22 protein-coding genes are annotated in these 26,294 nt (G+C 38.8%); 5 read left to right on the forward strand and 17 right to left on the reverse strand.

Annotated elements, in window-relative coordinates; genetic code table 11:
• Positions 1 to 143: 143 nt before the first annotated feature.
• Entirely contained in the window at positions 144 to 749 is a 606-nt protein-coding gene (locus tag PQ456_RS11495) for a pentapeptide repeat-containing protein (protein ID WP_273612400.1), read from the reverse strand.
• Positions 750 to 1,072: 323 nt separating this feature from the next.
• Between PQ456_RS11495 and PQ456_RS11500 the strand changes: the two genes are divergently transcribed.
• From PQ456_RS11500 to PQ456_RS11510, 3 genes are all read left to right on the forward strand, one after another.
• Positions 1,073 to 2,722: an S-layer homology domain-containing protein gene (locus tag PQ456_RS11500; RefSeq protein WP_273612401.1), complete on the forward strand. Its 1,650-nt coding sequence runs from the start codon at positions 1,073 to 1,075 to the stop codon at positions 2,720 to 2,722.
• A gap of 273 nt (positions 2,723 to 2,995) precedes the next feature.
• Positions 2,996 to 3,907, forward strand: a complete 912-nt coding sequence (gene cyoE / locus PQ456_RS11505; protein ID WP_373461962.1) for a heme o synthase — start codon at positions 2,996 to 2,998, stop codon at positions 3,905 to 3,907.
• Between the two features lie 188 nt (positions 3,908 to 4,095).
• Positions 4,096 to 5,484, forward strand: a complete 1,389-nt coding sequence (locus tag PQ456_RS11510; protein WP_273612403.1) for an N-acetylmuramoyl-L-alanine amidase family protein — start codon at positions 4,096 to 4,098, stop codon at positions 5,482 to 5,484.
• A gap of 103 nt (positions 5,485 to 5,587) precedes the next feature.
• Here PQ456_RS11510 and PQ456_RS11515 read toward each other — a convergent pair whose 3' ends face one another.
• Entirely contained in the window at positions 5,588 to 6,715 is a 1,128-nt protein-coding gene (locus PQ456_RS11515) for an NADH:flavin oxidoreductase (RefSeq protein ID WP_273612404.1), read from the reverse strand.
• Between the two features lie 189 nt (positions 6,716 to 6,904).
• On the opposite strand from PQ456_RS11515, the gene PQ456_RS11520 reads away from it, so the two are divergent.
• Entirely contained in the window at positions 6,905 to 7,501 is a 597-nt protein-coding gene (locus tag PQ456_RS11520; RefSeq protein WP_273612405.1) for a TetR/AcrR family transcriptional regulator, read from the forward strand.
• A 36-nt stretch (positions 7,502 to 7,537) separates the two neighbouring features.
• Here the strand turns inward: PQ456_RS11520 and PQ456_RS11525 are convergent, their stop codons facing one another.
• The 5 genes from PQ456_RS11525 to PQ456_RS11545 form a co-directional block, all read right to left on the reverse strand.
• A complete protein-coding gene (locus PQ456_RS11525; protein ID WP_273612406.1) occupies positions 7,538 to 8,200 on the reverse strand; it encodes an SGNH/GDSL hydrolase family protein in 663 nt (220 codons plus the stop codon).
• 109 nt (positions 8,201 to 8,309) lie between these two features.
• The gene (locus PQ456_RS11530; RefSeq protein WP_273612407.1) at positions 8,310 to 8,459 is read right to left on the reverse strand and encodes a hypothetical protein; all 150 of its coding nucleotides are present in this window, start codon (positions 8,457 to 8,459) and stop codon (positions 8,310 to 8,312) included.
• A gap of 15 nt (positions 8,460 to 8,474) precedes the next feature.
• Positions 8,475 to 9,692, reverse strand: a complete 1,218-nt coding sequence (locus tag PQ456_RS11535; protein ID WP_273612408.1) for an MFS transporter — start codon at positions 9,690 to 9,692, stop codon at positions 8,475 to 8,477.
• A gap of 148 nt (positions 9,693 to 9,840) precedes the next feature.
• Positions 9,841 to 10,851 carry an ROK family protein gene (locus PQ456_RS11540; RefSeq protein WP_273612409.1) on the reverse strand — a complete coding sequence of 337 codons (1,011 nt, stop codon included), beginning with the start codon at positions 10,849 to 10,851 and terminating at the stop codon, positions 9,841 to 9,843.
• 377 nt (positions 10,852 to 11,228) lie between these two features.
• On the reverse strand, positions 11,229 to 13,235 hold the full coding sequence (locus PQ456_RS11545) for a TerD family protein (protein WP_273612410.1): 2,007 nt from the start codon (positions 13,233 to 13,235) through the stop codon (positions 11,229 to 11,231).
• A gap of 192 nt (positions 13,236 to 13,427) precedes the next feature.
• Here PQ456_RS11545 and PQ456_RS11550 point away from each other — a divergent pair, with 192 nt between their 5' ends.
• The gene (locus PQ456_RS11550; RefSeq protein ID WP_273612411.1) at positions 13,428 to 13,991 is read left to right on the forward strand and encodes a GNAT family N-acetyltransferase; all 564 of its coding nucleotides are present in this window, start codon (positions 13,428 to 13,430) and stop codon (positions 13,989 to 13,991) included.
• 113 nt (positions 13,992 to 14,104) lie between these two features.
• Here PQ456_RS11550 and PQ456_RS11555 read toward each other — a convergent pair whose 3' ends face one another.
• The 10 genes from PQ456_RS11555 to PQ456_RS11600 form a co-directional block, all read right to left on the reverse strand.
• Complete coding sequence (locus tag PQ456_RS11555; RefSeq protein ID WP_273612412.1) at positions 14,105 to 14,608, reverse strand: ferritin; 504 nt, start codon at positions 14,606 to 14,608, stop codon at positions 14,105 to 14,107.
• 223 nt (positions 14,609 to 14,831) lie between these two features.
• Positions 14,832 to 15,185 carry a hypothetical protein gene (locus PQ456_RS11560; protein WP_273612413.1) on the reverse strand — a complete coding sequence of 118 codons (354 nt, stop codon included), beginning with the start codon at positions 15,183 to 15,185 and terminating at the stop codon, positions 14,832 to 14,834.
• A 62-nt stretch (positions 15,186 to 15,247) separates the two neighbouring features.
• Positions 15,248 to 16,975: a ubiquinone-dependent pyruvate dehydrogenase gene (gene poxB, locus PQ456_RS11565; protein WP_273612414.1), complete on the reverse strand. Its 1,728-nt coding sequence runs from the start codon at positions 16,973 to 16,975 to the stop codon at positions 15,248 to 15,250.
• A 235-nt stretch (positions 16,976 to 17,210) separates the two neighbouring features.
• Positions 17,211 to 17,933, reverse strand: a complete 723-nt coding sequence (locus PQ456_RS11570; RefSeq protein ID WP_273612415.1) for a YebC/PmpR family DNA-binding transcriptional regulator — start codon at positions 17,931 to 17,933, stop codon at positions 17,211 to 17,213.
• Between the two features lie 439 nt (positions 17,934 to 18,372).
• Positions 18,373 to 18,717 carry a hypothetical protein gene (locus PQ456_RS11575; protein ID WP_273612416.1) on the reverse strand — a complete coding sequence of 115 codons (345 nt, stop codon included), beginning with the start codon at positions 18,715 to 18,717 and terminating at the stop codon, positions 18,373 to 18,375.
• Between the two features lie 176 nt (positions 18,718 to 18,893).
• Positions 18,894 to 20,450, reverse strand: coding sequence for a ribosomal protection-like ABC-F family protein (gene abc-f, locus PQ456_RS11580; RefSeq protein ID WP_273612417.1), 1,557 nt, complete (start codon positions 20,448 to 20,450; stop codon positions 18,894 to 18,896).
• 191 nt (positions 20,451 to 20,641) lie between these two features.
• Positions 20,642 to 22,369, reverse strand: a complete 1,728-nt coding sequence (gene cysI, locus PQ456_RS11585) for an assimilatory sulfite reductase (NADPH) hemoprotein subunit (protein WP_273612418.1) — start codon at positions 22,367 to 22,369, stop codon at positions 20,642 to 20,644.
• Positions 22,370 to 22,432: 63 nt separating this feature from the next.
• The gene (locus tag PQ456_RS11590) at positions 22,433 to 24,274 is read right to left on the reverse strand and encodes an assimilatory sulfite reductase (NADPH) flavoprotein subunit (protein ID WP_273616303.1); all 1,842 of its coding nucleotides are present in this window, start codon (positions 24,272 to 24,274) and stop codon (positions 22,433 to 22,435) included.
• 186 nt (positions 24,275 to 24,460) lie between these two features.
• Positions 24,461 to 25,639, reverse strand: a complete 1,179-nt coding sequence (locus PQ456_RS11595) for an alanyl-tRNA editing protein (RefSeq protein ID WP_273612419.1) — start codon at positions 25,637 to 25,639, stop codon at positions 24,461 to 24,463.
• Between the two features lie 195 nt (positions 25,640 to 25,834).
• Complete coding sequence (locus tag PQ456_RS11600; RefSeq protein ID WP_273612420.1) at positions 25,835 to 26,275, reverse strand: GNAT family N-acetyltransferase; 441 nt, start codon at positions 26,273 to 26,275, stop codon at positions 25,835 to 25,837.
• Positions 26,276 to 26,294 lie beyond the last annotated feature (19 nt).

The raw sequence follows: 26,294 nt of genomic DNA on the forward strand, positions 1-26,294 counted from the left end.
TAGTCTATTTTTTTATTTTTGTAAATAATTTCCTTTTAATTTGATATTAGATATAAAAAAACAGATCAAAGCTATAATAAATAGCTCGATCTGTTATGTGATTGGTCATTATTTGTGTTGTTGAACCGAAATTATCTTTACATTTATTCGATCTTCGCACCCAAAGAACGTGCTAATAAGACAGCCTGTTCTCGATCTAACTTGGTGTTTTTGATCACCAGCACTTTCATATCTACCCCTTCAAGATTTGCACCTCTAAGGTCTGTTCCATGTAGATTGGCTTTGATTAATACTGCTCCGGTTAGATCGCATTTTCTCAAGTCTGCTAGGGAGAGATCCGCATTAGAGAAATCTGTTTCGTAGAATTTAATCTCTCGCAAATCTTGCTTTTTGAATATCGTATAGCTCAAATTCGTATACGACCAATCGCCCTGATTGAGCGTGATCCCATCCATTTGAGCGCCGGCAAAGTCCGAACCTGTCATTTTGCACAAGTTGAATTTGGCGACAAACAGATTCGCACCAGTAAATGAGCAATTTTCAAAAGCGGATTCGGTATGTATCGAACCGTTCAATGTTGCTCCCTTAAAATCACACTCGATAAATCGGCAATAACTGGTTTCTATTTCATCCATCGATACATTCATAAATGTGCATTTTTTGAACGTACAACGAATCAGTTCACCATACCGCAAATCTCGTCCATCAAATTCTACTGCATCGTATTCTTGATCTTTATATTGATACACAATAGACCTCCAAAATAAATAAAATCATCTAAGCAAATCCATTTTAATATACCATATAGGTGTCAAGTCCCTGCTTAAATGATGTTAAAAGTCAATCCATTTTTTGTAGAGGTAGCAGTATGGTTTTGACAAATTTCTGGATCTCATGCTATCGTATAAAGCAATTACATATCTGGATTGTAACCGCTTACGTGGGCAAAACCTATAAGACTATGTTGGAAGAAGACTGCTCTTCTTTCTATCGTAGCTTTGGGTTTTGCCCTTTTTGTGTATTTACAAAAATCATTCCAGATGAATCAAGCTAACATTAAGGAGGAATTATGTTGAGAAAAAAAGTAAGTATTTACGGGGTGACAATCTTTGCTTTGTTAATGATTCCAGTAGTATTCATCTCCAAACCTTCGATCGCAGAAGCTTCGTCTGTACAGTCGGTAGTCGCCAACACGTATATCGGTGACGCAGGAACTATGGTGGAGTCATTTGATATCACTGTGAATAACATCAGTACATATGATGATCTGCAAGCTAGCGACCTGGATATTACAGGTAATTATAACGGTTATCCGCTAAATGAAGCTGGCGAGATTGTACAACAGAATTACGATAATGATGGTATAGAACTATCGATCAACGATCAGACGATTCATATGAAAGTGGCTCCATTCCGATATCCGGGTGGTTATGTATCACCATTCGCTGTTACAAGCAGTACCTATCCCGATCTATCTTTTACCAAAGAAAAGGTAACCAAAGTGAATACACGTACAGTCGATGATTTTAAATCCAGTTCATTTACAGCAAGCAATGGAGCGACTTTACCTTATCGGTTAAAAGAAACGTCATCTACAAAGCCGCAACCTTTAGTTGTCTGGCTTCATGGCGGTGGTGAATTTGGAACCGATAATATGAAGCAATTAACCGAGAATCGCGGAGCTACGGTCTGGACAGAATCAGGGAAAGACACTTCTGTGCTCGCTGTACAATATCCGCAAAATTACGGTTGGGCGATCTATAATAATCCGGTAGAATTACCACAAATGCAAGCGTACTTCACTCTTCAATATGAACTGATTCAACAGTTGGTAGACGAAGGAAAAGTTGATCCAGAGCGAATTTATCTGGTCGGTGTATCTAGTGGTGGCGGTGGTGCACTTCGATTTATGATGCAGTACCCTGATCTATTTGCAGGTAGTATTGTGATTGCAGCCAAAGATGCAGTTGCCGATTACAAAGGAAGTGTAGAACCATTCAAGCAAGCACTTCAACCTTTAACCGATACTCCGATCTGGCTGATCCATGCAGAAAATGATCCGACTACAGATAGCAGAACTACTACATTATCTTATCAAGCATTGACTGAACTGGGATCAACTAAAGTCAAGCAAACGCTGTATAGCGATGAATTTATGACAGAACACCATTTCTACAATAAAATGTTGCACTGGTCATGGGTTCCTGCATTTAACAATTCTGAAGTCGTTAACTGGTTATTTGATCAATCCCGATCCAATCAGATTGTTCATGCCAACCTAGCAGACGATGCAACAGTTACACGTGCTCAATTAGCACATGCACTTGCGAATGTTCTTCAACTACCTGAACCGACAGCCACACCATCATTTGCAGATATTTCAAATTCAGATATCAACAAACAGATTCAACAGGTGACTGCTCAAGGGTTGATGAAAGGAATGACAGCAACTACATTTGCACCTGATGACAAAGTGACTCGTGCTCAATTAGCTACCGTTATCTCTAACTGGATCAATATGACACAGCAATCTACAGAGTCGAAGTCTCCAATTGTTGTTACTGATGTACCTCAACAACACTGGGCCTATGCTTCTATCGAACATGTCTTACAGATGAAATTAATGAAAAATGACTCAACTTCTCTATTCCACCCTGCTCAACAGGTCACTGGCAAAGAAGTCAATCAGCTACTAGCAGAGATAGCACAATCTCATTCATAATGAACCAAATAAACAGCGAAACGGTATCTTATTAAAAAGATACCGTTTTTTTGTTGCTTCTATTACGAATTTGGGCTACTTTTAATAGATATGACTTGTATCATATCGATGTATTTTTCACAATTCAATTACTAAGTGTTCTAAAATTGTTCACATTTAAATGACATTATTATTAACGAAGTCAAGTTACAGAATTCACCTACTATAAACAGTGATATAATTACTACATTATATAGTATAAAATTTTAATTATATAGAAATGGGTAGATAATAATGATGAATAATAGTGCGCAGTCTAACATTACAGTGGAATACAGTTCAATACCAAAAGCTTTTTTTGATACAATTAAAGTCGGTATTATTAAATCTAATCTGATTGCTGTTATTGCTGGTCTATGTATGGCACTTTATGTATTTAATGAATCCGTCTGGGGACAGATTGTACCGATTATTCTTGCTATGGTAGGTTCGACTTTGATTATTGCTTCCGCAGGAGCATTTAATAACTTGTATGATCGTGATATTGATGCGATTATGGAACGAACCCGAACCCGTCCGACAGTTACCGGTCAAGTGGATACCAAAGTAGGTTTGATTATCGGTTTTACGATGACAATTTTGGGTGCTATTGTATTGTATATGGCTACGCCAATGGCGGCTGTATTCGGTATATTGGGACTTTTTCTTTATGTCGTCCCTTATACCATGTGGACCAAACGTACAACCGTATACAACACTGAAGTCGGTAGTCTTTCAGGAGCAGTTCCTCCACTAATTGGTTGGTGTGCGATTTCACAAGATTTAGGGCATTTCGAAATTTGGGCACTTGTTGTAACAATGTTACTATGGCAGATGCCTCATTTCTATGGTATTGCGATTCGCAGATTTGATGAATACAAAGCAGCAGGCGTGCCTATGCTTCCGATCGTCAAAGGAATCAAACGCACGTATATTCAGACGAATGTGTATATCGTTTTGCTATTATTCTCAAGCTTTTTATTCTGGACACTCAGTCCTTATGTAACACTTGTATCATTCCTAGTAACACTCGCTTGGTTGTACCTGAGCGTATCTACATTTAAAAAGTACGAAAACAAAAAATGGTCACACAAAATGTTTATCTTCTCGATCAATCATATTACCATCATTTTCTTAATGATTATCGCTTACTGTTTGATCGCTTAAGATAGCCAATTGTTATTGATTATGTAAGCTATTATCGACTCTCTTTACTACAGGGAAATCGATAATAGCTTTTTTTTATTTTTGCATAAGAGAAACTTTTTTTCCTTACGTGAGTTTAACCTTTTAAGTGGGCAAACCGAATATACATAAGTGAGTACTATTCTAACCGGAAAGAAGATGAGATAACGATGAATCGAAATCAACGAAATGTATGGATAACGATAGCTTTTGCGATGGTCATGAGCTTTTTTATTCTACTCCCTTCAACGACTCAGGCTGCATCTACACAGATTATGCTAGATAACCAAGCTGTCGAGGGCGCAGGCGATGTAATGATCACCAATCAGACTACAATGGTTCCTATTCGAGTGATCTCTGAAAAGTTAGGCTATAAAGTCAAATGGAAACAATCTGATCAGCTTATTACGATTTCTAACGCTGCTGCCACGATCAAGTTAACTGTAGGTCAACCTCATGCAGATGCGACCAGTGGTAGTGTTGTATTAGAACAAGCTCCATTTATGAAGTCTAATACGACTTATGTACCTTTGCGCTTTGTCGGGACGCAGATGGGCTTGAAAGTAAAATGGGATAACACATCCAAAACAGTCTATTTGGAAAAAGTAGCTGCTGGCCCTGATACGAATAATGGTTCCACTCCTGATCCGAACAATACAACGATCGAAGGTATTAGTTATAGCGACAATCGCTTAATGATTTCGTCTAGCAATCAGGTAAAGCCGGTAGACTCTGTACTGACTAATCCGAATCGGATCGTTATTGATTTCCCGAATACGGCTTTTGGTAAAGGATTCTTACAAGGAACTGAATTAAAACAAGGTGAAGTCGGAACAATCCCTGTTACTGGATCAGCAGATGTGAAGCAGATTCGTTACTCTATATTCAGTAGCCAACCTTCTCAAGTGCGTGTTGTGATCGATCTAAATCAAAGTAAAACGTACAAATTGTATCAGCAAAATGATCTAACGTTTGTTGATCTGAATACAACTGCAACAACCAAGCCTGTAGGTTCTAATGGCAAAAAAGTAGTTATTATCGATCCGGGACATGGAGATACGGATTCTGGTGGTATCGGAGCTACAGGAGTACTTGAAAAAAATGTAGTACTTAAAGTAGGTAACAAAGTAGCGGCATTACTCAAAAAGGAACCTAAAATCGACCTGATTATGACACGTACGGATGATACATTTATTCCTTTAGACAGTCGCGTCAAAATTGCTGAAGATGCTAATGCCGATGTATTTCTATCGATTCATGGTAATGCGGCTCCTAACAAAGATGCCAGCGGCACAGAAACATTCTATGCAGATACCAAGCGAAGTAAATTGTTATCGGATATTATTCAAAAACATGTGCTTGCAGCTACTGGCTTCAAAGATCGCAATTCCAAGCAAGCCAACTATCTAGTGATTCGCAAAACAACAATGCCAGCAGCTCTGCTTGAAATTGGATTTTTGACCAACAAAACAGAAGAAGCCATCATGGTACAAGATGACTTTCAAAATAAAGTAGCTGAAGCGATTGTTGCCGGACTTAAAGAATATTTGAATATCTAATAACCATTTTGCCTGATAATATCCACAATATAACAATGAATCATCCGATTCCATACCAAAAGAGCGTTCTTCACTATCTATGAAGAACGCTCTTTGTATGTTGTTAGATCAATGTCGATAATGATTCAGGTGTGAAATTATGCAGTTCTTGATTACGATTTTCACGTATTTTGATCGCCCAATCAGGGTCACTAATCAGCGCACGTCCTACAGCAACAAGATCGAACTCATTAGCATCTAAACGTTCTAACAAACCGTTGATATCCTTCTGTTCTGAGCCTGTTCCTTCGGTGTAAAGCATTGTAAAATCGCTATCCAACCCTATAGAACCGACAGTAATCGTTGGCTTGCCTGTTAACTTCTTGATCCATCCTGCTAGACTAAGAGGTGATCCTTCAAAAGCAGGCTCCCAGAAACGGCGTGTCGAGCAATCAAAAATATCTACTCCTGCCTGCACTAATACGTCAAGAAATTCTCCTAATTGTTCAGGCGTATCAAACAATGTAGCTTGATAATCACTCATTTTCCATTGAGATAAACGAATAGCTATCGGATAATCTGGCCCAACTTCTGCGCGGATACGCTGAATGATCTCGACAGCAAATTGAGCACGCTTGATGAAGTCTCCTCCATAACGATCGGTACGTTGATTGGTTTTCTCCCAGAAAAATTGATCGATAAGATAACCATGAGCACCATGAATCTCTACACCGTCAAAACCGATTTTTTGCGCTTGCACCGCCCCATCTACAAAAGCTTGTATCACTTCATCTATATCCTGCTGGGTCATTGGATCAGTTACAAGATTACCATCAAAATCAAGACCCGATGGAGCCAATGATGGTGCTTCTGGATGAGGCAAAGAACCTGCTGGACGAGCAATTCCCATATGACCGAATTGAGGGAATATTTTGCCCCCTGCTTCATGTACCTGACGTACTACTTCCGCCCATCCTTGTAGAGCTTCTTCTCCATAAAAGTTAGGGATATTAGGTTCACTGATCACCGCAGGATGATCGATATTGGTACTTTCTGTGATAATAAGCCCGACTCCCTTTTCAGCACGGCGACGATAATACGTAGCTACATCTTCTCCAGGTACACCATTGATCGAAAACATACGACTCATTGGAGCCATAACGATGCGAGTCGGTAGAGTTAATGTCCCTAGTGTATATGGTTGAAATAAAGCTTCAGTTGAATGAGTTTGCTGTTGCTGTTGATTGTTCAAAATAGCACCTCCTGATTGGTATACATCGATCCTATCAAGCTTTGATATGCTCTACAACCAACAATGTTTCTGTTATTTTGCTTAAGCAACATATCGATGATATTGTTGTTTATCTTTTAAATGCTTGTTGCTACAATAGTGTGCGTTTATAATAAGAAACAACAACTGAACCGAAAGTGGTGTATACCTATGGCAAGTGTTCTTTCTCCCAATCCCAATGACCCCCGGGTTATTCGTACAAGACAGTTAATTTTGGATTCCTTTTTGGCACAACTTCATAATAGTGATTTTGACACAATTACGATTAGTGATATTACCAAGCATGCGACGATTAATCGCGCGACATTTTATGCTCATTTTCCTGATAAATATGCGCTACTTGAAGCGATTTTTTCGGATAGCTTTTTGCAATTCGTTGTTAATAAAGTAGATAATCATATTAATCTAACAGAAGAAATGATTTATGAGCTGGTGATGGCGCTATGTGAATATCATGATTCAAGTATGACTTGTATTAAAAAATACGATTCGGTTTCTGCCATTATGGAGGAAAATATTAAGACCCAACTAGAGAAATTTATACTTAAATTAATTACTCAAGAACATGCTGATGCAGATCCTAATACATTAACAACGGCTGCTACAATGATCAGTTGGGCAATATATGGAGTGGCTTACCAGTGGAAAAAAAATAATCAGCAACAATCTTCATCTGCTCTGGCTGAAAGTGTAGTTCCGATTGTGATGGGCGGACTTCATATATTACATTCAACGCAAAAAGGCTGATATATAATATCAGCCTTTAAGTTATAACGTATTTTTTTATAATGTTTTTATAAATCCAATAATACGATTGGCTAATCGCTCATGCCCTTTTTGATTAGGGTGCAGTCCGTCAGGTATACCGTTTTCTCCTGTAAAATACATATTTTTGTGAACTTCCAGTAGTGGCTGAATCCCTGCTGTATTCCATAGGTCACAACAAGGAAAAGAATAGAGCGAAGCGACTTCTCGTACAGCTTGAACGTAATCGCTATAAACTTTACCTGTTGTTCTGTTCGGTAAATGCTCAGGTACGATATTGCTTGATCCATGAGGTGGAGTCAAAAAGATAATTAAGCGATCAGGATAATATTGAATAAGTCCCTCAGCAATATGTTTTAAAGCCCCATAAAAAGTATGTGTATCGTCCACAGAAGTATTTATATCTCCAAATTCATTTTCTACTGATGAGAAATCATTTCGACCTCCCATAAAAAAGATGATATCTGCGTGTTTATTCATATGTTGATATCGTTCACACATCGGTTCCCATCCGCCACTAGATACACTGCTTCCAGAAATCCCATGATTTTCATAAGAACTCAAACCTAAGCTTTCACTAACTAAAGCAGGATATGCTTGTTCTCCTTCTTTTAATTCATAACCAAATGTAATACTATCTCCTAAAAAAACAGCTGTTTGATTCTGATATAATGCACACATATATGTAGCTCCTTTCTTTTGTATACCGATTACTAATATAGCAAAGGTATTTATAAGAAAGATAGCTTACTAAGCATTTGAAAAAGGATTTCTATAATAAAGTGCTTTGTTATAAAGGAAATAGATAAGCAAATGGATCATCTGGTTTAGAGTTCTTCTTTTCTATATCTGATACTTTATCTGTTGCTGCATAACTAGCACTGAGTAAAATGAAAATACATAATAATATCCATAGAAGTAATCCTGAAATGAGTAACATAATACTCCCTTCTTTCTATTTTGATTGTCTTTTTTGGATGGCTATATTAACAGATTCAGAGCTTAATAGCATCGCTACTATAAAAATTAGCACGACAACAGGAAATAGCTGAATACTCCATTGAGAAGCTAAAATACCAAACAGCGGTGGCAAAAAGGTGGTACCTGTATAAGCGACAGCCATCTGGTAACCGATCAATTTAGCCGAATTGGCTTTGCCAAAGCGATGTGGCGTTTCATGGATTAATCCTGGATATACCGGTGCAAACCCTACACCAATCAGAATCAGTCCGATCATACTAGCGATGTCTGGTAAAGGAAGTAAAATAATTACGCCTCCACTAACCGCTATAATCTGACCTGCCAAAATCAAAATACGGTTATTGACTTTGAGCGTGATAAATCCTGTAATCAATCGACCAACTGTAATTCCACCATAATATAAAGACACCCATAGAGCGGCTGTCTCAGCAGTCATGCCTTTTGCATCTACCAGATAACTAGCACCCCATAATCCTACAGTGGATTCTACTCCGCAATAGAATAGGAATGCGATTAGAGTCATTTTTACGCCTTTGATACGGATCGGATGAACTTTTTTCACATTCGAATCTGTAGACGTATCAGATATGGATGATAATGGATCAGATATATCAGTAGCTTCAGCTTTAGATTGCTGAAGATCGGCTACTTTTTTCCAAAGCGGTAATGTCACCAGTAAAATAAGTACCAATCCCCACTGAATCATAGAAACGGTTGAATAGCCTTCACGCCACGATCCATGTTGAGCAATAAAGTAAGACATAATGATTGGACCTGTCATAGCGCCCACTCCCCAGAAGCAGTGCAACCAGCTCATATGATGAGCTTTGTAATGATTGGCTACATAATGATTAAGTCCAGCATCTACCGCTCCTGCACCAAGCCCTAGCGGAATCGCTAATAGCGCTAACCATAACAATGAAGGGGCAAATGAAAATCCAAGCAAAGCACCAGCAGTTAAGGCACAGCTAAATAATGTAAGCTTACCTGTTCCCCACTTCTGAATAATAGTTCCACTCACTAGGCTGGATACAATTGTACCTGCGGCAATAATCATCGATAACAGACCCGCAGATTCAAGGGAAGCACCAATTTGTGGATGCATAACTGGCCATGCTGAACCAAGCAGTGCATCTGGAATCCCCAGACTGATAAAAGCGAGATAAATAATAATCAAAAACCAAGTAGCCATAACGATAGAATCCCTCCGCATTTACTATTTACATTTAAATAAACCAACTTAATAAAGATTATTTATTAAGTATGCAATAGAGAACATTGCCTGTCAATATGATTCCAAACTATTTATAAAAAATACTCCCATTATACAATGAGAGCACTTAAATATTAGGAATATGTGAAAGAAAAGGTTCTAACGCTTTGAGAGTTAACCATTTCATCCCTACTTCAAAATCTTGAAGAAAAGAATCTAGAAAAATTAATTCAGGATATGAAGGCATCAAGCGCTTGACTTGATAAGCTTCCCAATACGGATGCCACTCTTCTTCCTCAATATAACTTTGATACATAATAATCTGTTGTGGTGCTAGAATCGCATTCGTTGTCTGCACCAATTGACACAGCGTTTCGATAAATGTATCTTTGCTCAGATCGCTTTCCCAATCAATATCGATCGGCAAAAATTTGATCTCTCCTGCCATGCCATGTTTTCCTTTGATCAATTGTCCATTCAGATGGATACCCATACCCGGACAATATTTTTCTGGAAAATACATGCCAACTATACATTGTTCTTGTGGAGAATCTTGTTTTACATAATATCCAGTGATCGCGGCATTAATATCATTTTCCAACACAACAGGAATCCCAAAATGAGATTGGATATCTTCACTCATTCGTACACCTTGCAAGTTAGGATGACTACTCACAATAATCTGTCCGTCGATCGCTTGACCGGGAATACCGACACCAATCACTTTAATTGCTGGATAACGATCAAGATAATAAGCGATCATTTCATAAAAGCTAGTACGTTCAAAGATCGGCATATGATATTCTTGTTTCTCCAAAATATCTTCTCGCAAATTGATAACACTGGCTGAAATAGTATCTTTGCCTTGCTTCACGTTCATATAGATCACTAATGCCATACTGAAATCATAATTATAACGATACGTTAGAGCAGGTCGTCCACCATTCGAAGGAATCATTTTATCTTCAGCAATCTCACCTTGCTCTACCAAATCTCTAATCAGCGAGTTGATCGTTACTACACTCAATTGAGTCAATTCAGCGATTTGCGGTTTGGTGCCTACTTCGATATCTTTCATCACCCGGCGCACATTGCTTAGATTAATTTCTTTGATTAAATGTGTACTTATCTTTTTCATAATAACCTTTCCTGACATATAATAAATAGGGTTTATTTAGTATGTGTGAAATCCTATAGACTTGTCAAGAAAAGCAGTAGTGATCGAGATCAATAGTTATGTGAGCCGTATCTCCAAGTATAATTCAGGTCATTATATAAGATCGTTATACTGCTGTTTTGACACCAAATCCGATAAGCGCAAGCCAAGTCAATTTTTTAAAAATAAGCTGAACGTTAGGTTTTTGCAATAGATGTTGAACATGTTGCAGTAACCACACCAGTACGAAAAAACAGAGCACTGCAATGGAAGTAAGAATCCATCCTAAATACAGTAATTGCGTATGAACATGATCCTGTGTATTGATAAATTGAGGGATAAATGTAACCTATACGCCATTAACCTGTCGTTAGACCATACATTTTGCAAGCTTCTTCCAATCCACCGACAAAATACGTTTCTGAAGTGGTAAATGCCCATTCCCCATCGATTTTGCGGAATTGACCTAATACTAACGTATCGCACACCGTACTCGGCATATATTCGAAAGTATGATACAAATTCAATTCATTATCTATTGTTAATTCGACTTTTTGCTTGTACGCATCCAGTGAACCTACAATAACAATCTTCTCGCAATAAGCCGGCAAGCTGGATAGATCAATATACATCATTTTTTCCCATGCTGTATCATTAATTAGTCGTATACACCCACTGGGATGATCGGTCTGATTATAGAAAATAAGATCTTCATCACTTTCACATTGGTCAGATCCATTGACTAGAAAAGCAGAGATATCAATATCGATTTCATCTTCTGCATCTTTTTTGGAAAGTTTGAGCTTGAGCTCATTTTCATCAGAGACACCGATACGTGAGCGTAGGCGATCTTCCACTTTGGCTAACTGCATTTTGTCCCATATTTCTACATCTAACTGTTCTGCTAATTGCAGAGCAGCACGACTAAAGTAGTTGGTGGCTACCACCATATATTTATCACAATTGTACATACGTGCACCTGCATAGACTTCTTGCACCGCTTTGATCGGTACGACATTGCTAAAGCATTTTAACTGTACAGCTTTGCGTACTCCACCTTTGATAGCGATTAGGTCTACACCATAATCCGGTGCATACGGATCGCTGGTAGGCACTTCTACTTCATAACCCAATTTGGTAAACAAATCCTGCATATGATACTCAAACGTTTTCCCATTTAGAGCGATATCTTCTAAGACTTCAGATGTAAAATTATACGTATCTGTTAGATCAGGGATTCCATAGTTTGCACCGATTTTTTCCATGCCTGCATTATAACCATTCCCAATCGCATTAAAGCGCCATTCTTGCTTGTAATAATACAATGCTCCTAATTCCAGCGCAGTATTCGATGCACACGTCTCCATATCGATCTGAAAACGAATCAATTCACGATTATCATAAGTTAGCACCCGAATATACAATTGTTCAGGCGTGCCATCAGGCATAACTAGCGTAAATAGAATCTTATCTTGCCCTGCTTGTTCTATCGCGGATAGATTAACCGTATATTGCTCCATATCCTCTGTCGGTAGTTCTCGACCATCTACATGCGTCATACCGATCGTTGATTTGTTACCGAAAAAAGCGATATTTTCCGCATCCGCTAATTGGTTATTAGTCAGCAACATTGCAGCGCTTAGACATTCCCCTTCTACCGTTTTCCAACCTATGCCTACTTTTAGATTGGTTTGTTCTACTTTAGACTTGGAGCCTTTGATCACATGTTGCGAATCCGCCGTATTTTCAATCTGGCTAATTCGTACTCGTCCATGCATCGGTAGATCAGTTTTGTTCACATACTGAGCAAATTTATTCAGTAATTTGCGATACAATACAGATGTGGCTAGACTGGATATTTTGGGAATATGGGTCAGTATAATATTTTTAGGTGGCTTAGTAGCACAGCGTAACGGCGATCCTTTGATCGAGACAAAATTCCAGAACATATGCGGGGCATTCATCGACTGAATCACTCGTGTATAAGGTGTAACTTCTTCGTCTGTGAACCAGATAATATGAGTTAATTCGCTGGTATGAAATAGTTCTGCAAATAAATCTATTTTTTCTCCGCGTAATGCGTCTTTGCCATAAATCTGTGTTTTCATATATTGGGAAGCGGTATGCTCTGTAAAATCAGGCAATTGATAAAAAGATCCTTCGATCTGTGCCACGACTTGAATCTCACCAAACATCGATAATGGAGAAAGCTTGGTCAATACGGATTGCATATTATTACGTTTCATATATCGTTGTAAGCCGTCGGCTGTATTGATAATAAATATGTACCTCATTTTGGAACCATCGACATCCTGGCGGTTAAGGTAAGACTGATATGATGCTCTATAGTTAGTCGTCGAACTCATGTAAAAACTCCTTTAGTGAAAAAGATAGAAAAAAAGATAGAAACGATATTTAGGTGATCTAATAATCATTTATATTATTCTAACTTTACCTCTTTTTTCCTAAGAAGGAAATGAAATATTTTATGGTGATTAGTACATCATACTTTGGGTCTAATATAATGAGGAGAGCGATATCGTGGAAGGAGAAAAAGAATGACATCATTAAAATGGGTTACTACATCAATCTGGGATGAATCATTATGGCAAAAGATTCAACCCATTTATGAAGAAGCATTTCCACATGGAGCGAAGCCTAAACGGATTTTGCGGATCATGCTTGAACAGAAAAATTCATTTATTCATGCCTTATTTGATCAAGAACAGGTTATCGCTATGGCTATTACCGGTCTGGTGGGTTCTGCTGCTGAATCTATATTAATTATTGATTATATGGCTGTGCATCAAGATTGGCGAGATCAAGGAATAGGTCTATCTTTTTTGGAGCAAATCAAACAGTGGGCTATTGATGAACATGGCATCGCTGCTATTGTAATCGAGGTAGAAGCAGAAGATACTCCGCTCAATCGAAGTCGATTATTATTTTGGGAAAAGTGCGGGTTTATAGCAACTTCTTATGTACATCAATATATCTGGGTTCCAGAACCTTATCGTGCAATGGTATTGCCGTTACAGACTGATTTTGCTGTAACCGATCAAGGCGAATCGTTGTTTCGTTATATTACTTCTTTCCATGAAAAAGCCTACCGTAAAAGGTAGGCTTTATTGGTTATCTATCAAGTTATAGAATGGGATGACACTACATATTTAGTCAATATCGTTGTTGTACTTTAACGTAGTAGATAGTATACGCATGTCTATTGTTTATACCTTTATAGCGCAGGAGCTGTGAAAGAACGTCCGGCAAACTCTGTATCCATCATATAAAAAGCATTACTATCTTGCTCAATACGACGTAACTTTTGAATCAGATTATCAAATAAAGACTCTTCTTCAACTTGTTCGTCGATAAACCATTTTAAGAAATAGATCGTTGCATGCTCACGCTCATTAAGCGCCAGATCTGCAAGATGATAGAATTTTTCTGTATTTCTTTTCTCATGTGCATATCCATGTTCAAAAACATCAAGCATAGATGTATATTCATTTGTAGGTTCTGGCATAGCTGTCAGTGTAGCACGATAACCACGATCATTTAGAAATTTGTAGATTTTCATCGCATGAAAACGTTCCTCTTCTGCTTGTACAATAAAGAAATTTGCAAATCCATCTAGACTTTCTCCTGAGCAGTATGCCGCCATCGCCATATACGTATGTGCAGAGTAAAATTCAAAATTCATTTGTTCATTTAGTGCATGTACTAATTCAGTAGCCATGATTCGAACACCTCAACCTCTATGTAATATAGATTGATTATAACACACAATTGACGCACTAATTTTGAATATCCAGTGACACCAAATTGTGACGAAATTGGGTGTGGTAGAAATTCTTATCATAAGCCCTTATATGATCTACAGCAAACTAACTAAAAAAACAGGATCATTTGCACCAAAGTATGCAGATGATCCTGTCTGTATGTGTTATGCCTTGCAATAATTAACGATTAGACGATTGAAGCAATCTTGGGTTTTCTACCGTATTCTCAGAATACGTCGATGGAGCACTTTCCAAAGCCGGCTCTTCTTTTATCGAAAAAAGGGCTTTTACTTCATTCAGACATAGCTTGAATGAGTTACCGATTTCTTTGGTATTTTGCCCTGCACCTTTAATCGTAGCCATAGCTACTTTCAAATCGGCTGACTTCTGCCCTGCTTGTTCTTTAATCCGATCGACATTTTTCTTTACGCCATCCACATCTTTTTTGACATCATCTAATGTCAATTTAATCTGATCTGCTGTGCTTTTGCACTTATCGATACTTTTTTTGATATCTTTAATCGGGTTACCCATAGGAACGCCTCCTTGTGTCTTTCTTAATGTTCTCATACTCTCTATTACCCAAAATGACCAACTTAACGTAAAAGATTACTTTTTGCTAAATCAATAATCTCATCGCCACGTCCATTTAAGATAGCTTTCATGCTCCATACTGTAAATCCTTCTGCTTGTTTGAGGGTGATTTTCGGTGGCATGGATAGTTCTTGACGGTTAATAACCACATCAAGCAATACAGGCCCATCATGAGAGAGCATGCGTTCAATAGCAGAAGGCAAATCAGCCGGATCTTCTACTCGAATTCCCATAATGCCCAGTGCATTAGCTACAGCAGCAAAGTCAGGATTAACCAGCGAAGTACCAGTTTCAAGGAATCCAGCGGCTTTCATTTCCAATTCAACGAATCCTAGTGCTCCATTGTTAAATACAACCGTTTTGATCGGCAATTGGTGTTGTTTTAACGTTAATAGATCGCCCATTAGCATTGATAGTCCACCATCACCGGATAAAGAGATCACCTGACGCTCTGGAGCGGTTGCTTGTGCTCCAATCGCTTGTGGAAGAGCATTAGCCATCGTTCCATGATTAAATGAGCCTAGAAGACGACGTTGACCGTTCATTTGCAAATAACGAGCTGCCCATACAGTCGGTGTCCCTACATCTGCTGTAAAGATCGCGTCTGCTGTAGCTGCATCGCTTAACAATTTCATTAAATATTGTGGATGAATCGGAGTATGCCCTGGTTTGCCGACAGCCAGTTCATCTAACCCTTCGCGTACTTTAGTGTAACGATCTACACATTTCTGCAAATGATTCGAATCATGTTCTGTTGTAAGTAAAGGTAATAGTTGTTCTATGGTATGTTTGACATCTCCACATAATCCGTAGTTCACATTGGTGCGTCTTCCGATATGAGAAGGATCGATATCTACTTGCAAAATAATCGCTTTTTCAGGGTAAAATTGACGATACGGGAAATCGGTACCTAGCATGAGCAGTACATCACAGTCCATCATCGTATGATAACCGGATGAATACCCGATCAATCCCGATAAACCTGCAAAATAAGGATTATTATACTCTAAATGTTCTTTTCCTCTAAGTGCTGTGACCATTGGAGATTGAAGACGCTCTGCTAATTGCATCACTTCTGCATGAGCTCCTTTGCAACCTGCACCACATAAAAGACTGATTTTTTTACCTTCGTTTAAGTAAGTAGCCAGCTTTTGCAATTCATCTGCTGAAGGATGAACGACCGGACGAGTAACATGAGCCGGAATGTCGGATACCGGGTGTTTTCCCGATTCTAGAGCAGCAATATCTCCTGGTAAAATAATAACAGATACTGTCGATTGAGCAATCGCTGTCTGAATTGCCATATTGATCGTACGTGGCATTTGCTTCTCTGTCATAATCGTTTCGCAAAAAGAACTACATTCTTGAAAGATCTGTTCAGGATGAGTCGCTTGAAAATAGCTACTCCCAATCTCATCGCTTGGAATATGAGCAGCAATCGCTAATACAGGCACACGATTACGATAACAATCATACAGTCCATTAATCAAATGCAGATTTCCCGGTCCACTACTTCCTGCACATACAGCAATACTGCCTTCTAATTCTGCTTCTGCACCTGCGGCAAATGCAGCCACTTCTTCATGACGAACATGTATCCATTCTATTTTGCCAGATCGACGTACAGAGTCCATAACTGCATTCAATGAATCCCCTACAATTCCGTAAATGCGTTTAACACCTGAGTTAATTAATGTTTCTACAACGGAATCTGCAATATTTTTTTTCATACACAGTCACCTTCTCTTTTCCTATAGTCTATGTTTTATTTGTTCTTTCGACATAATTCATTCTTTACCCGCAGATAAGGTATTCTCAAACAATATGTAAATATATACAAAAACCCTCTACCAGATAAATAGGTAAAGGGCTCTTATTGATAAAAAATATATGCTACGATATCCGATAATTATAGATCGAAATATTACATAGCCTTTTGTCATCCAAAAGGATAGTTATCAAATCTTAATCTTCGAACTCTACGTTGTGATAGACCTGTTGTACATCTTCTAAATCTTCAAGTGCATCAATCAATTTCTCAAATTGTGCATATGTCGCTTCATCAGGAAGAGTCAGGTAGTTTTGTGGTAACATCGTCAATTCAGCAACCGTAAATTCAGTTACACCTGCTTCTTTGAACGCTTCTTGTACCGCATGGAATTGATCAGGTTCTGCATAAACGATTACCGCTTCATCTTCTTCAAGAATATCGCGTGCGTCTACATCAGCTTCCATCAGAATTTCCAATACTTCATCAGCCGTTTTACCAGTGATTCCGATAACAGCTGTAGAATCGAACATGTAAGCTACAGAACCAGCTACACCCATGTTACCGCCATTTTTGTTAAAAGCAGAACGAACTTCTGGTGCAGTACGGTTTACGTTATTCGTTAACGCATCTACGATAATCATCGAACCGTTTGGACCAAAGCCTTCATAACGAAGTTCAGCATATTGCTCATCTCCACTACCTTTTGCTTTTTCAAGTGCACGATCAATAATCGCTTTAGGTACGTTATATGTTTTTGCGCGTTCTACAACGACTTTCAAAGCACGGTTAGATTCCGGATCTGGATCGCCTTTTTTCGCAGCTACATAAATTTCAACTCCAAATTTAGCGTATACACGACTTGTGTTAGCATCTTTTGAAGCTTTTTTCTCTTTAATATTATTCCATTTACGGCCCATAGTTATCCCGCTCTCTTTCTAATATTAAATCTATATAATCAGTCAGTGTCTAATTATACTCGTAAAAAGATGCGTGAACAAGTTCATTCCTGCTGTTTTTGTTCATTTTGGTTCATAATAACGTATACGATGAAGCAATTGCTTGATGACAATAGCACTCTTTACCCATATCTATTTGCCTTACAGAAGGAATGTTTTATCATGGTAATTTGATAAATGTGATAATCGACATAGGTTATTCTATTCTTCTGGATCCTATACAAATGCAAACTAGATCGCACACAAAATGCAAAAAAGCACCACAATATAGATAGTGATATCTATACTGTAGTGCCTGCTTAGATGACATGTATTTACGTTGCTTTTATAAGCATATGAATAGAATCGCGTATGACTATGCAAAACGATCTTTATGTACCTACTTTAAATCAAGCATCATTTACAACGATCCACCTGTTTTGAACTTGCGAATATTGACGATAATATTATAGATGGTGCCTACAATATACACAGCAAGTAATACATAAGCGATCAGATTGGATCCAGAAGACTTAACATAGATCAGTAGATAAAGAGCAACAAAAAGAAATTCAGTATTGATAAATACAAACAACAGCTTTTTAGCGATTTCTTCCGGTGTGAAAGCAAGAATAGCATTATTTTCGACAGCAGTCTCACTTTGCGTATGCTTTTTACTCAAGCTCATCCAGCGTAATCCAGTGATGATAATTCCTACAGCAATCAAACCAATCACTATCAATAAAGCAATCTCCAGCTTGTTCATTTGATTCTCCTTTGAAGTAAATAAAAAGTAGGTGATCTTCTTTTTTTCCAAATAATGATAGACTTCGTTTTACATTATACAATAACTTTTATATCAATATATACATTTAAAAATAATCAACAAAAAAAGAGTGCTTTAGAGCACTCTTTTGCAATCTATACGTACATTTGTTGATCTTAAAATACTTTTGTTGTCCAATCTTCACAGTTCCAAGTCTCTGTCACAATATCACGATAGAATTCAGGTTCGTGAGAGATCATCAAAATACTGCCTTTGTATGCTTGAAGTGCGCGTTTTAATTCATCCTTGGCATCGACATCCAAATGGTTCGTCGGCTCATCGAGTACCAGAATATTGGTCTCACGATTAATTAATTTACATAGACGTACTTTTGCTTTTTCGCCACCACTGAGGACAGCAATTTTACTTTCGATATGTTTGGTTGTTAGACCACATTTCGCCAGTGCAGCACGAACTTCAAATTGGGAATACGAAGGGAACTCTTTCCATATTTCTTCGATACAAGAATTGTAGTTATCGCCTTTCATTTCTTGTTCAAAGTAACCGATTTGCTGATGTTCACCACGTTGTACTGTACCCGAAATAGCTTGGATTTCGCCCAAAATACTACGTAGCAAGGTCGTTTTACCGATACCATTCGCACCGACCAACGCGATTTTTTGACCACGTTCCATTTTGAGATCAAGCGGTCTGGACAATGGCTCATCATAACCAATAATCAAATTGTTCGTTTCAAAAATTAATTTACCTGCGGTACGACCGACTTTGAAGTTAAACTGTGGCTTCGGACGTTCTTGCGCAAGCTCGATCACATCCATTTTATCCAGCTTCTTCTGACGGGACATCGCCATATTACGAGTCGCTACACTCGCTTTGTTACGTGCAACAAAATCTTTCAATTGTGAGATCTCTTGCTGTTGACGTTTGAAAGCTGATTCTAACTGTTGCTTTTTCATTTCGTAGACTTCTTGGAAATAATCATAGTCGCCAACATAACGGCTTAATTCTTGATTTTCCATATGGTAAATAATATTAATTACACTGTTCAAGAATGGAATATCATGCGAGATTAGAATAAACGCATTTTCATAATCAATCAAATAGCGCTTCAACCATTCAATATGCACTTCATCCAGATAGTTGGTCGGCTCATCTAGCAAAAGAATATCCGGTTTTTCAAGTAGCAATTTGGCAAGTAACACTTTGGTACGTTGACCACCACTCAGATCGTTTACGTCTTTGTCCAGACCAATATCAGTTAATCCCAGACCGCGCGCTGTCTCATCGACTTTGGCATCGATCAAGTAAAAGTCCTGGTTGGTTAATGTATCTTGAATCGTACCTACTTGCTCTAGCAATTCTTCTAATTCTTCAGGAGTTACATCTCCCATTTTGCCATACATATCATTCATTTCTTGCTCCATATCAAGCAAGTACTGGAAAGCGCCTTTTAATACATCACGAATACTCATGCCTTTATCCAGCACAGCATGTTGATCCAAATAACCAACACGTACCCGCTTCGACCATTCCACTTTACCTTCGTCTGGCTGTAATTTACCAGTCACGATATTCATAAAAGTAGACTTACCTTCACCATTCGCTCCGATTAAGCCAATATGTTCGCCTTTTAACAGACGGAACGATACATCTTTAAAAATAGCACGATCACCAAATCCGTGACTTAACTTCTCTACATTCAATATACTCATGGTTGATATAACACCTTTTCTGTTAGACTTTTTTCCTCGTTTTATTATAGGGGGAAATCGCTAACAACTCAACGGAATAATCTCATGATGTACGAATAATTAGTAAGAATATACAAAAATCCTTTACAGCATCAAAGGCACTGTAAAGGATTTTTGAACAATCATATCAATCTACTCTTATATACTAAGCATTAAGCATGAAATTGCATACCATCTAATACTTCTGCTACATACCCTGCACGAATCACAAAATCACCGAAATGTTCGCCAGCGATCCGTTCTTTGGCATATTGATTGACCATTGGACGTAGTGAATTTAGAATCTCTTCTTCGCCAATATTTTCTTTGTATAGCTTGTTCAGCCGATGCCCTGTAAAGCTACCGCCTAGATACATATTGTATTTACCTGGAGCTTTACCGATAAATGAAATCTCAGCCAGTGCCGGACGTGCACAACCATTCGGGCAACCGGTCATCCGAATCACGATATCTTCATCGCGCAGACCTGCTTCTTCTAAGATCGGTTCGATTTTGTCGATCAATTCAGGTAAATAACGCTCAGCTTCTGCCATCGCCATTCCACATGTTGGTAATGATACACAAGCCATCGAATTACGACGAAGCGCTGAATAATGAGCACCTGCGGTTAATTGATAACGCTCAATCATTTCTTCAATCTTTTTCTTTTTGCGACTGCTTACATTACCGATAATCAGATTTTGATTCGCTGTTAGACGGAAGTCACCATCGTGAATTTTGGCAATTTCACGCAAGCCGGTCATCAATTGATAATCACCATCATCCATAATACGCCCATTTTGGATAAATAGAGTTAAGTGGGATCTACCATTGTTCCCTTTCACCCAACCGTAACGATCTCCATTATGGTCAAAATGGAATGGACGCGCACCCTGTAACTGCCAGCCTAGACGTTCGTGCAATTCATCGACAAACCACTGTAGACCACGATCATCAATCGTATACTTGAAGCGAGCATGCTTTCGTACAGCACGATCACCATAGTCCCGCTGAATCGTCACTGTTTTCTCGGCAACATCAATCATTTGCTCTGGTGTACAGAAGCCGATTACTTTAGACACTTGCGGATAGGTTTTGTCATCTCCGTGTGTCATTCCCATACCGCCACCAACCGAAACGTTAAATCCGAGCAGAACATCATTTTCGACCACAGCGATAAACCCTAAATCTTGTGAAAATACATCGACATCATTAGAAGGTGGAACCGCAATCCCAATCTTGAACTTACGTGGTAAATAGACTGCGCCGTAGATCGGTTCTGGCTCTACCTCATTGCTGTCTATAATCTTTTCTTCATCTAACCAGATTTCATGATAGGCTCTTGTTTTGGGATCTAAATGTTCACTGACTTTGCAAGCCCATTCATACACTTGAGCATGAACATCTGATTGATATGGATTCGGATTGCACATTACATTACGGTTCACGTCACCACAAGCCGCAAGTGTGCTTAGTAGCGATTCATTCACTTCACGAATCGTATTTTTGAGATTCCATTTCAGCACTCCATGCAATTGGAATGATTGACGGGTGGTTAAGCGAATCGTATCATTGCCGTATTTATGAGAAATGCTGTCCATCATCAGCCATTGTGCAGGAGTGACTACACCACCAGAAGCACGCACACGTAGCATAAATTGATAAGCAGGTTCTAACTTTTGCTTATTACGTTCGGTACGCAGATCACGATCATCTTGCATATAACTACCATGATGTTTCATCAGACGGTTATCATCTTCTGGAATCGAACCGGTAATTGGATCTTTTAATGTTTCTTCTAAGCTACCTCGTAAATAATTACTATTGCGCTTAATATCCTCCACATCGCTATGTGCTCGATCATGCGGAGGATACGGTTTTTCTTTTTCTAGATTCCCCATCTGACTGTCTCCTCTCGATATCTACAGAATGATTGACGTTCAACCGTTTGGAACCTTGAACGTTTAATACACATCCCGTTGATAACGTTTTTCCTGTTGCATACATGTTAAATATTCAGTCGCTTCTTCAGGGCTTAATTGACCTTCTTGAGCGATAATTTTTTCTAGGGTCAAATGGACATCGTTCGCCATCTGTTTCTCGTCACCACACACATAGATAGCTGCTCCTTCTTGAAGCCACTCGAACAACTCTTTACTACGTTCTAACATACGGTGTTGTACATATACTTTCTCAGCCGTATCGCGTGAAAAAGCAACATCCATTCGTGTTAATACACCATCTTTAAGCCAGCGTTGCCATTCGGTCTGATACAAGAAATCGGTCGCAAAATGCTGATCTCCGTAGAACAACCATGATTTACCGGAAGCTCCTGTTTCTTCACGCTCACCGACAAATGCTCTAAAAGGAGCGACTCCTGTACCCGGTCCAATCATAATAATCGGGGTATCTGGATTCTCTGGCAGACGGAAATTATCGTTATGTTGAATATAGACCGGCAATGTATCACCAGCTTCCAGACGTTCTGCTAAATGTATAGAACATACTCCATACCGTTCACGACCGCGTGCTTCATAGCGTACAGCACGTACAGTCACATGAACTTCTTCTGGAAAAGCTTGCGGACTACTTGCAATTGAATACAATCGTGCAGGAATTTTGCGTAATACCGATGTGAAATCTTGTGCAGATACACCTGCAAATGAATGATCTTGTATCAGATCAAGCAGATCGATGCCATTGATATAAGTACGTAGTTCTTGTTCACGACCAGATGCTACTAATACTTTCAATTCATCACTTGTAGACAATGCTGCTAATTGCTGCACAATCGGCTTCGTAACGGTTGTAATCTCATAATGATGAAGCAAAGCTTCGTGTAGAGAGGCTTGATCTCCATGCTTGCTGATCGTAACCACTTCATCGCTATTCCAGTTCATCGCAGAGATAATGTCACTTACCAGTTGCGGATGGTTCTGCGGATACACACCCAGACTGTCACCAGGTTGGTATTCTAAGTTAGAACTTTCTAATGAAAGTTCTATATGACGGGTCTCCCGACTGGAACCACGTCCGTTAAGATTTAAATTTTCGAGCACTTCTGCTTGAAAAGGATTGGTACGTGTATATTCAGACTCTACTGCTACACTAGCAGTCGCCGAAGAAGTTACAGCTACTGAAGGGCTAGACGTCTCCGCAGATTGCGTCAAAGCTGTCAGTACATCGTTCATCCATGCTGTCGCTGGTTCTTCAAAATCCACATCACAGTCTACACGCGGTACAAGGCGTTCTGCACCCAGTTCTTCTAAGCGTTTATCGAAATCTTTTCCAGTCTGGCAAAAGAATTCGTAAGATGTATCGCCCAATCCAAGCACTGCAAAGCGTGCATGATCTAATTGAGGCGCTCGTTTACTATGCACAAATTCAAAAAAAGGAATCGCATTATCCGGCGGATCTCCTTCTCCTTGTGTACTTACCACGATCAGCAGGTTTTCTACTTTTTTCAACTGATTAGTCTTAAAATCACCCATCGATGAAAGTGTAATCTGAAAACCTTGCTCTTCTAATTTTTTCGCCATTTTTTTGGCTAAACTATTACTATTTCCGGTCTGTGATCCAAAAAGGATTGTAACGTCTTTGGAAAGGGTTACGGTTGCTTGTCCATTGCTTGTTTCTACTGGCGCAGCAACAGCGTTTGCTGTTGTCGGACCTGCCGCTGATTCAGGCAATGCTGCAATATATCCACTAAGCCAAATACGTTGTGTTGTATTAAGTGTAGGCAGAAGACGATTAAGCAGATCGACCTGCTCTTGATTAAAAGGACTATTCATCACTTGAAGTTCCAACAATATCCACCCCATCTGTAGCATCCTGCGATACTAATTCCTAGTATTGTGATCAGAATTAATTTACTCCTTTGAACTTATCATAGTGCGATGTAACGGTCAATTCACTACCAATCAGAATGCCTTATAGTACTTATCAGTTCTGCTGATAAACGTATAGCAATAATTTTGCACTATACATCTAAATTAACGAACAAGATGAAGTTGTTGCTGTGCAAATTCATAAAATGCGTTAAGATCGGCTTCCGAAGTAAAGGTAGCTTGCGCTGAAAGATCACTTCCTCCGCCTTTTCCATGAAAGGTAGCTAGATGTTCTTTGAAAAAAGCACCGCATTTTAAATGAGGATGACCGTTTTGAGCTAAAAAGACTTTGTATTCGCTTAATGTTGCGAACAGCACTGTCACTTCTTGCTCGACGATCAGCGTAGCGGCGATCCGTTGTAAGTCTGATAATGTTTTGTGTTCAAATATATGTGTTATCTGTTGATTTTGCATCTGAGATAATAATTGATTGGATTCATAAGTATCGTTAGCTTTACGCAATTGTTCTAATACAGCTTTGAGTTGTTGTTGGTCTTCTTCCCATTTGCCAAAGCGTTCCAAAATATCTTTGCGACCTGTATTAAATTTGGTAGCCAGCGTATTCAAAATATGCAGACTGTCGTTATAATCAGCAAGTGCACGAGCACCACATTTGAAATAGATACGGATACTGCCTTTTTGCTTTTCAGCTTTGAATAGTTTGATAAGTCCAATCTGTCCGGTACGCGATACATGCGTTCCTCCGCAAGTATTGTATTCAACGCCTTCTATTTCGACGATGCGGATATCCTCGGTCACTTTCGGCATTTTCACTACAGGCAATTGAGCTAATTGCTCTGCATTGACAAAATAACTGCTGACAGCTAGATTATCGTAAATTCGCTGATTGACTGCTTGTTCAAGTGTAGCTAATTCAGTGTCATTCATTGATTTACGATCAATATCGATCGTGACCATATCTTGCCCTAAATGAAAACTGAGTGTAGGTGCATCGAACAATTGTAATGCTGTAGCCGATAATAAATGTTGTCCGGTATGGTGCTGCATATGATCCAATCGACGTTCCCAGTTCAATTGACAGTGTGCTTCATTATCATTTGGTAATTGGGATACTTGATGCCAGATATACTCATCTTCTTTGACAACATCTAACACATCGATCTCATTGATCTTCCCTGTATCACAAGGCTGTCCTCCACCATGCGGATAAAAAGCAGTCTCTTCTAGCCGAACAAAGTACTGATTATTTTGTTCACGACGTTCTACAATTGTTGTTGTCCATTCTCTCAAAAATGAATCGTTATAATATAAAATAGCTGACATAATCATTTCCTCTCTTTATCCAATGTATACGTTCTAATTCACACTTTATTATCATATCTTCCTTATACATCAGTCGTCTAGTGAACATGCTTCTGTAATCTGCTTTCAAGCCTAACAAAAAAAACGTTAATAAAATATCTGCAACAGAACATTCCACTGCTCTGAATACCGATACTTCACTAACGTTTTATTGATTTACTGGATATGTTTGATCATTTTGCTATGCTTGATACCCACTTCTGTAAAAGGTTCTCCAACTGATGAATAATGAAGCTTTTTATAAAAAGGAATAGCATTCTCACGTGCATGTAAAATGATCGTACGATATCCTTTTGCTATAGCGATCTGTTCTGCTAATTCGACTAGCTTTTTGCCAACTTGCTTACCTCGAACAGTTTCACTTACAGCGACTTGCTTCATCTGGATGACTTGCTGATCGATTGGACGCAATAAAAGAACACCTATAGTATCTTGCTCCAAAGTCGCACAGATATGAATATCGTTGCCTTCTTCTTGCCAAGGATCATCCCATATACTAAGCCCCAAAGGTTGCCGTAATACTTCGTCACGCAATGAAAGACATGCACGATATTGATCTGTATTCCATTGTATCTGCTGCACGATTATGTTTTCCATAGTTCCTCCTGAGTACTGG

This window comes from Paenibacillus kyungheensis, from assembly GCF_028606985.1.
GTDB classification, from domain to species: Bacteria; Bacillota; Bacilli; order Paenibacillales; family Paenibacillaceae; genus Saccharibacillus; species Saccharibacillus kyungheensis.

Bases quoted from the DNA above. Each gene is read 5' to 3' on its own strand.
- PQ456_RS11595 (WP_273612419.1), bottom strand. From the start codon at position 25,639: ATGTCAGCTATTTTATATTATAACGATTCATTTTTGAGAGAATGGACA.
- cyoE (WP_373461962.1), top strand. From the start codon at position 2,996: ATGATGAATAATAGTGCGCAGTCTAACATTACAGTGGAATACAGTTCA.
- PQ456_RS11555 (WP_273612412.1), bottom strand. From the start codon at position 14,608: ATGGCTACTGAATTAGTACATGCACTAAATGAACAAATGAATTTTGAA.
- PQ456_RS11530 (WP_273612407.1), bottom strand. From the start codon at position 8,459: ATGTTACTCATTTCAGGATTACTTCTATGGATATTATTATGTATTTTC.
- cysI (WP_273612418.1), bottom strand. From the start codon at position 22,369: ATGGGGAATCTAGAAAAAGAAAAACCGTATCCTCCGCATGATCGAGCA.
- PQ456_RS11535 (WP_273612408.1), bottom strand. From the start codon at position 9,692: ATGGCTACTTGGTTTTTGATTATTATTTATCTCGCTTTTATCAGTCTG.
- PQ456_RS11545 (WP_273612410.1), bottom strand. From the start codon at position 13,235: ATGAGTTCGACGACTAACTATAGAGCATCATATCAGTCTTACCTTAAC.
- poxB (WP_273612414.1), bottom strand. From the start codon at position 16,975: ATGAAAAAAAATATTGCAGATTCCGTTGTAGAAACATTAATTAACTCA.
- PQ456_RS11575 (WP_273612416.1), bottom strand. From the start codon at position 18,717: ATGAACAAGCTGGAGATTGCTTTATTGATAGTGATTGGTTTGATTGCT.
- abc-f (WP_273612417.1), bottom strand. From the start codon at position 20,450: ATGAGTATATTGAATGTAGAGAAGTTAAGTCACGGATTTGGTGATCGT.
- PQ456_RS11510 (WP_273612403.1), top strand. From the start codon at position 4,096: ATGAATCGAAATCAACGAAATGTATGGATAACGATAGCTTTTGCGATG.
- PQ456_RS11525 (WP_273612406.1), bottom strand. From the start codon at position 8,200: ATGTGTGCATTATATCAGAATCAAACAGCTGTTTTTTTAGGAGATAGT.
- PQ456_RS11550 (WP_273612411.1), top strand. From the start codon at position 13,428: ATGACATCATTAAAATGGGTTACTACATCAATCTGGGATGAATCATTA.
- PQ456_RS11520 (WP_273612405.1), top strand. From the start codon at position 6,905: ATGGCAAGTGTTCTTTCTCCCAATCCCAATGACCCCCGGGTTATTCGT.
- PQ456_RS11540 (WP_273612409.1), bottom strand. From the start codon at position 10,851: ATGAAAAAGATAAGTACACATTTAATCAAAGAAATTAATCTAAGCAAT.
- PQ456_RS11600 (WP_273612420.1), bottom strand. From the start codon at position 26,275: ATGGAAAACATAATCGTGCAGCAGATACAATGGAATACAGATCAATAT.
- PQ456_RS11570 (WP_273612415.1), bottom strand. From the start codon at position 17,933: ATGGGCCGTAAATGGAATAATATTAAAGAGAAAAAAGCTTCAAAAGAT.
- PQ456_RS11560 (WP_273612413.1), bottom strand. From the start codon at position 15,185: ATGGGTAACCCGATTAAAGATATCAAAAAAAGTATCGATAAGTGCAAA.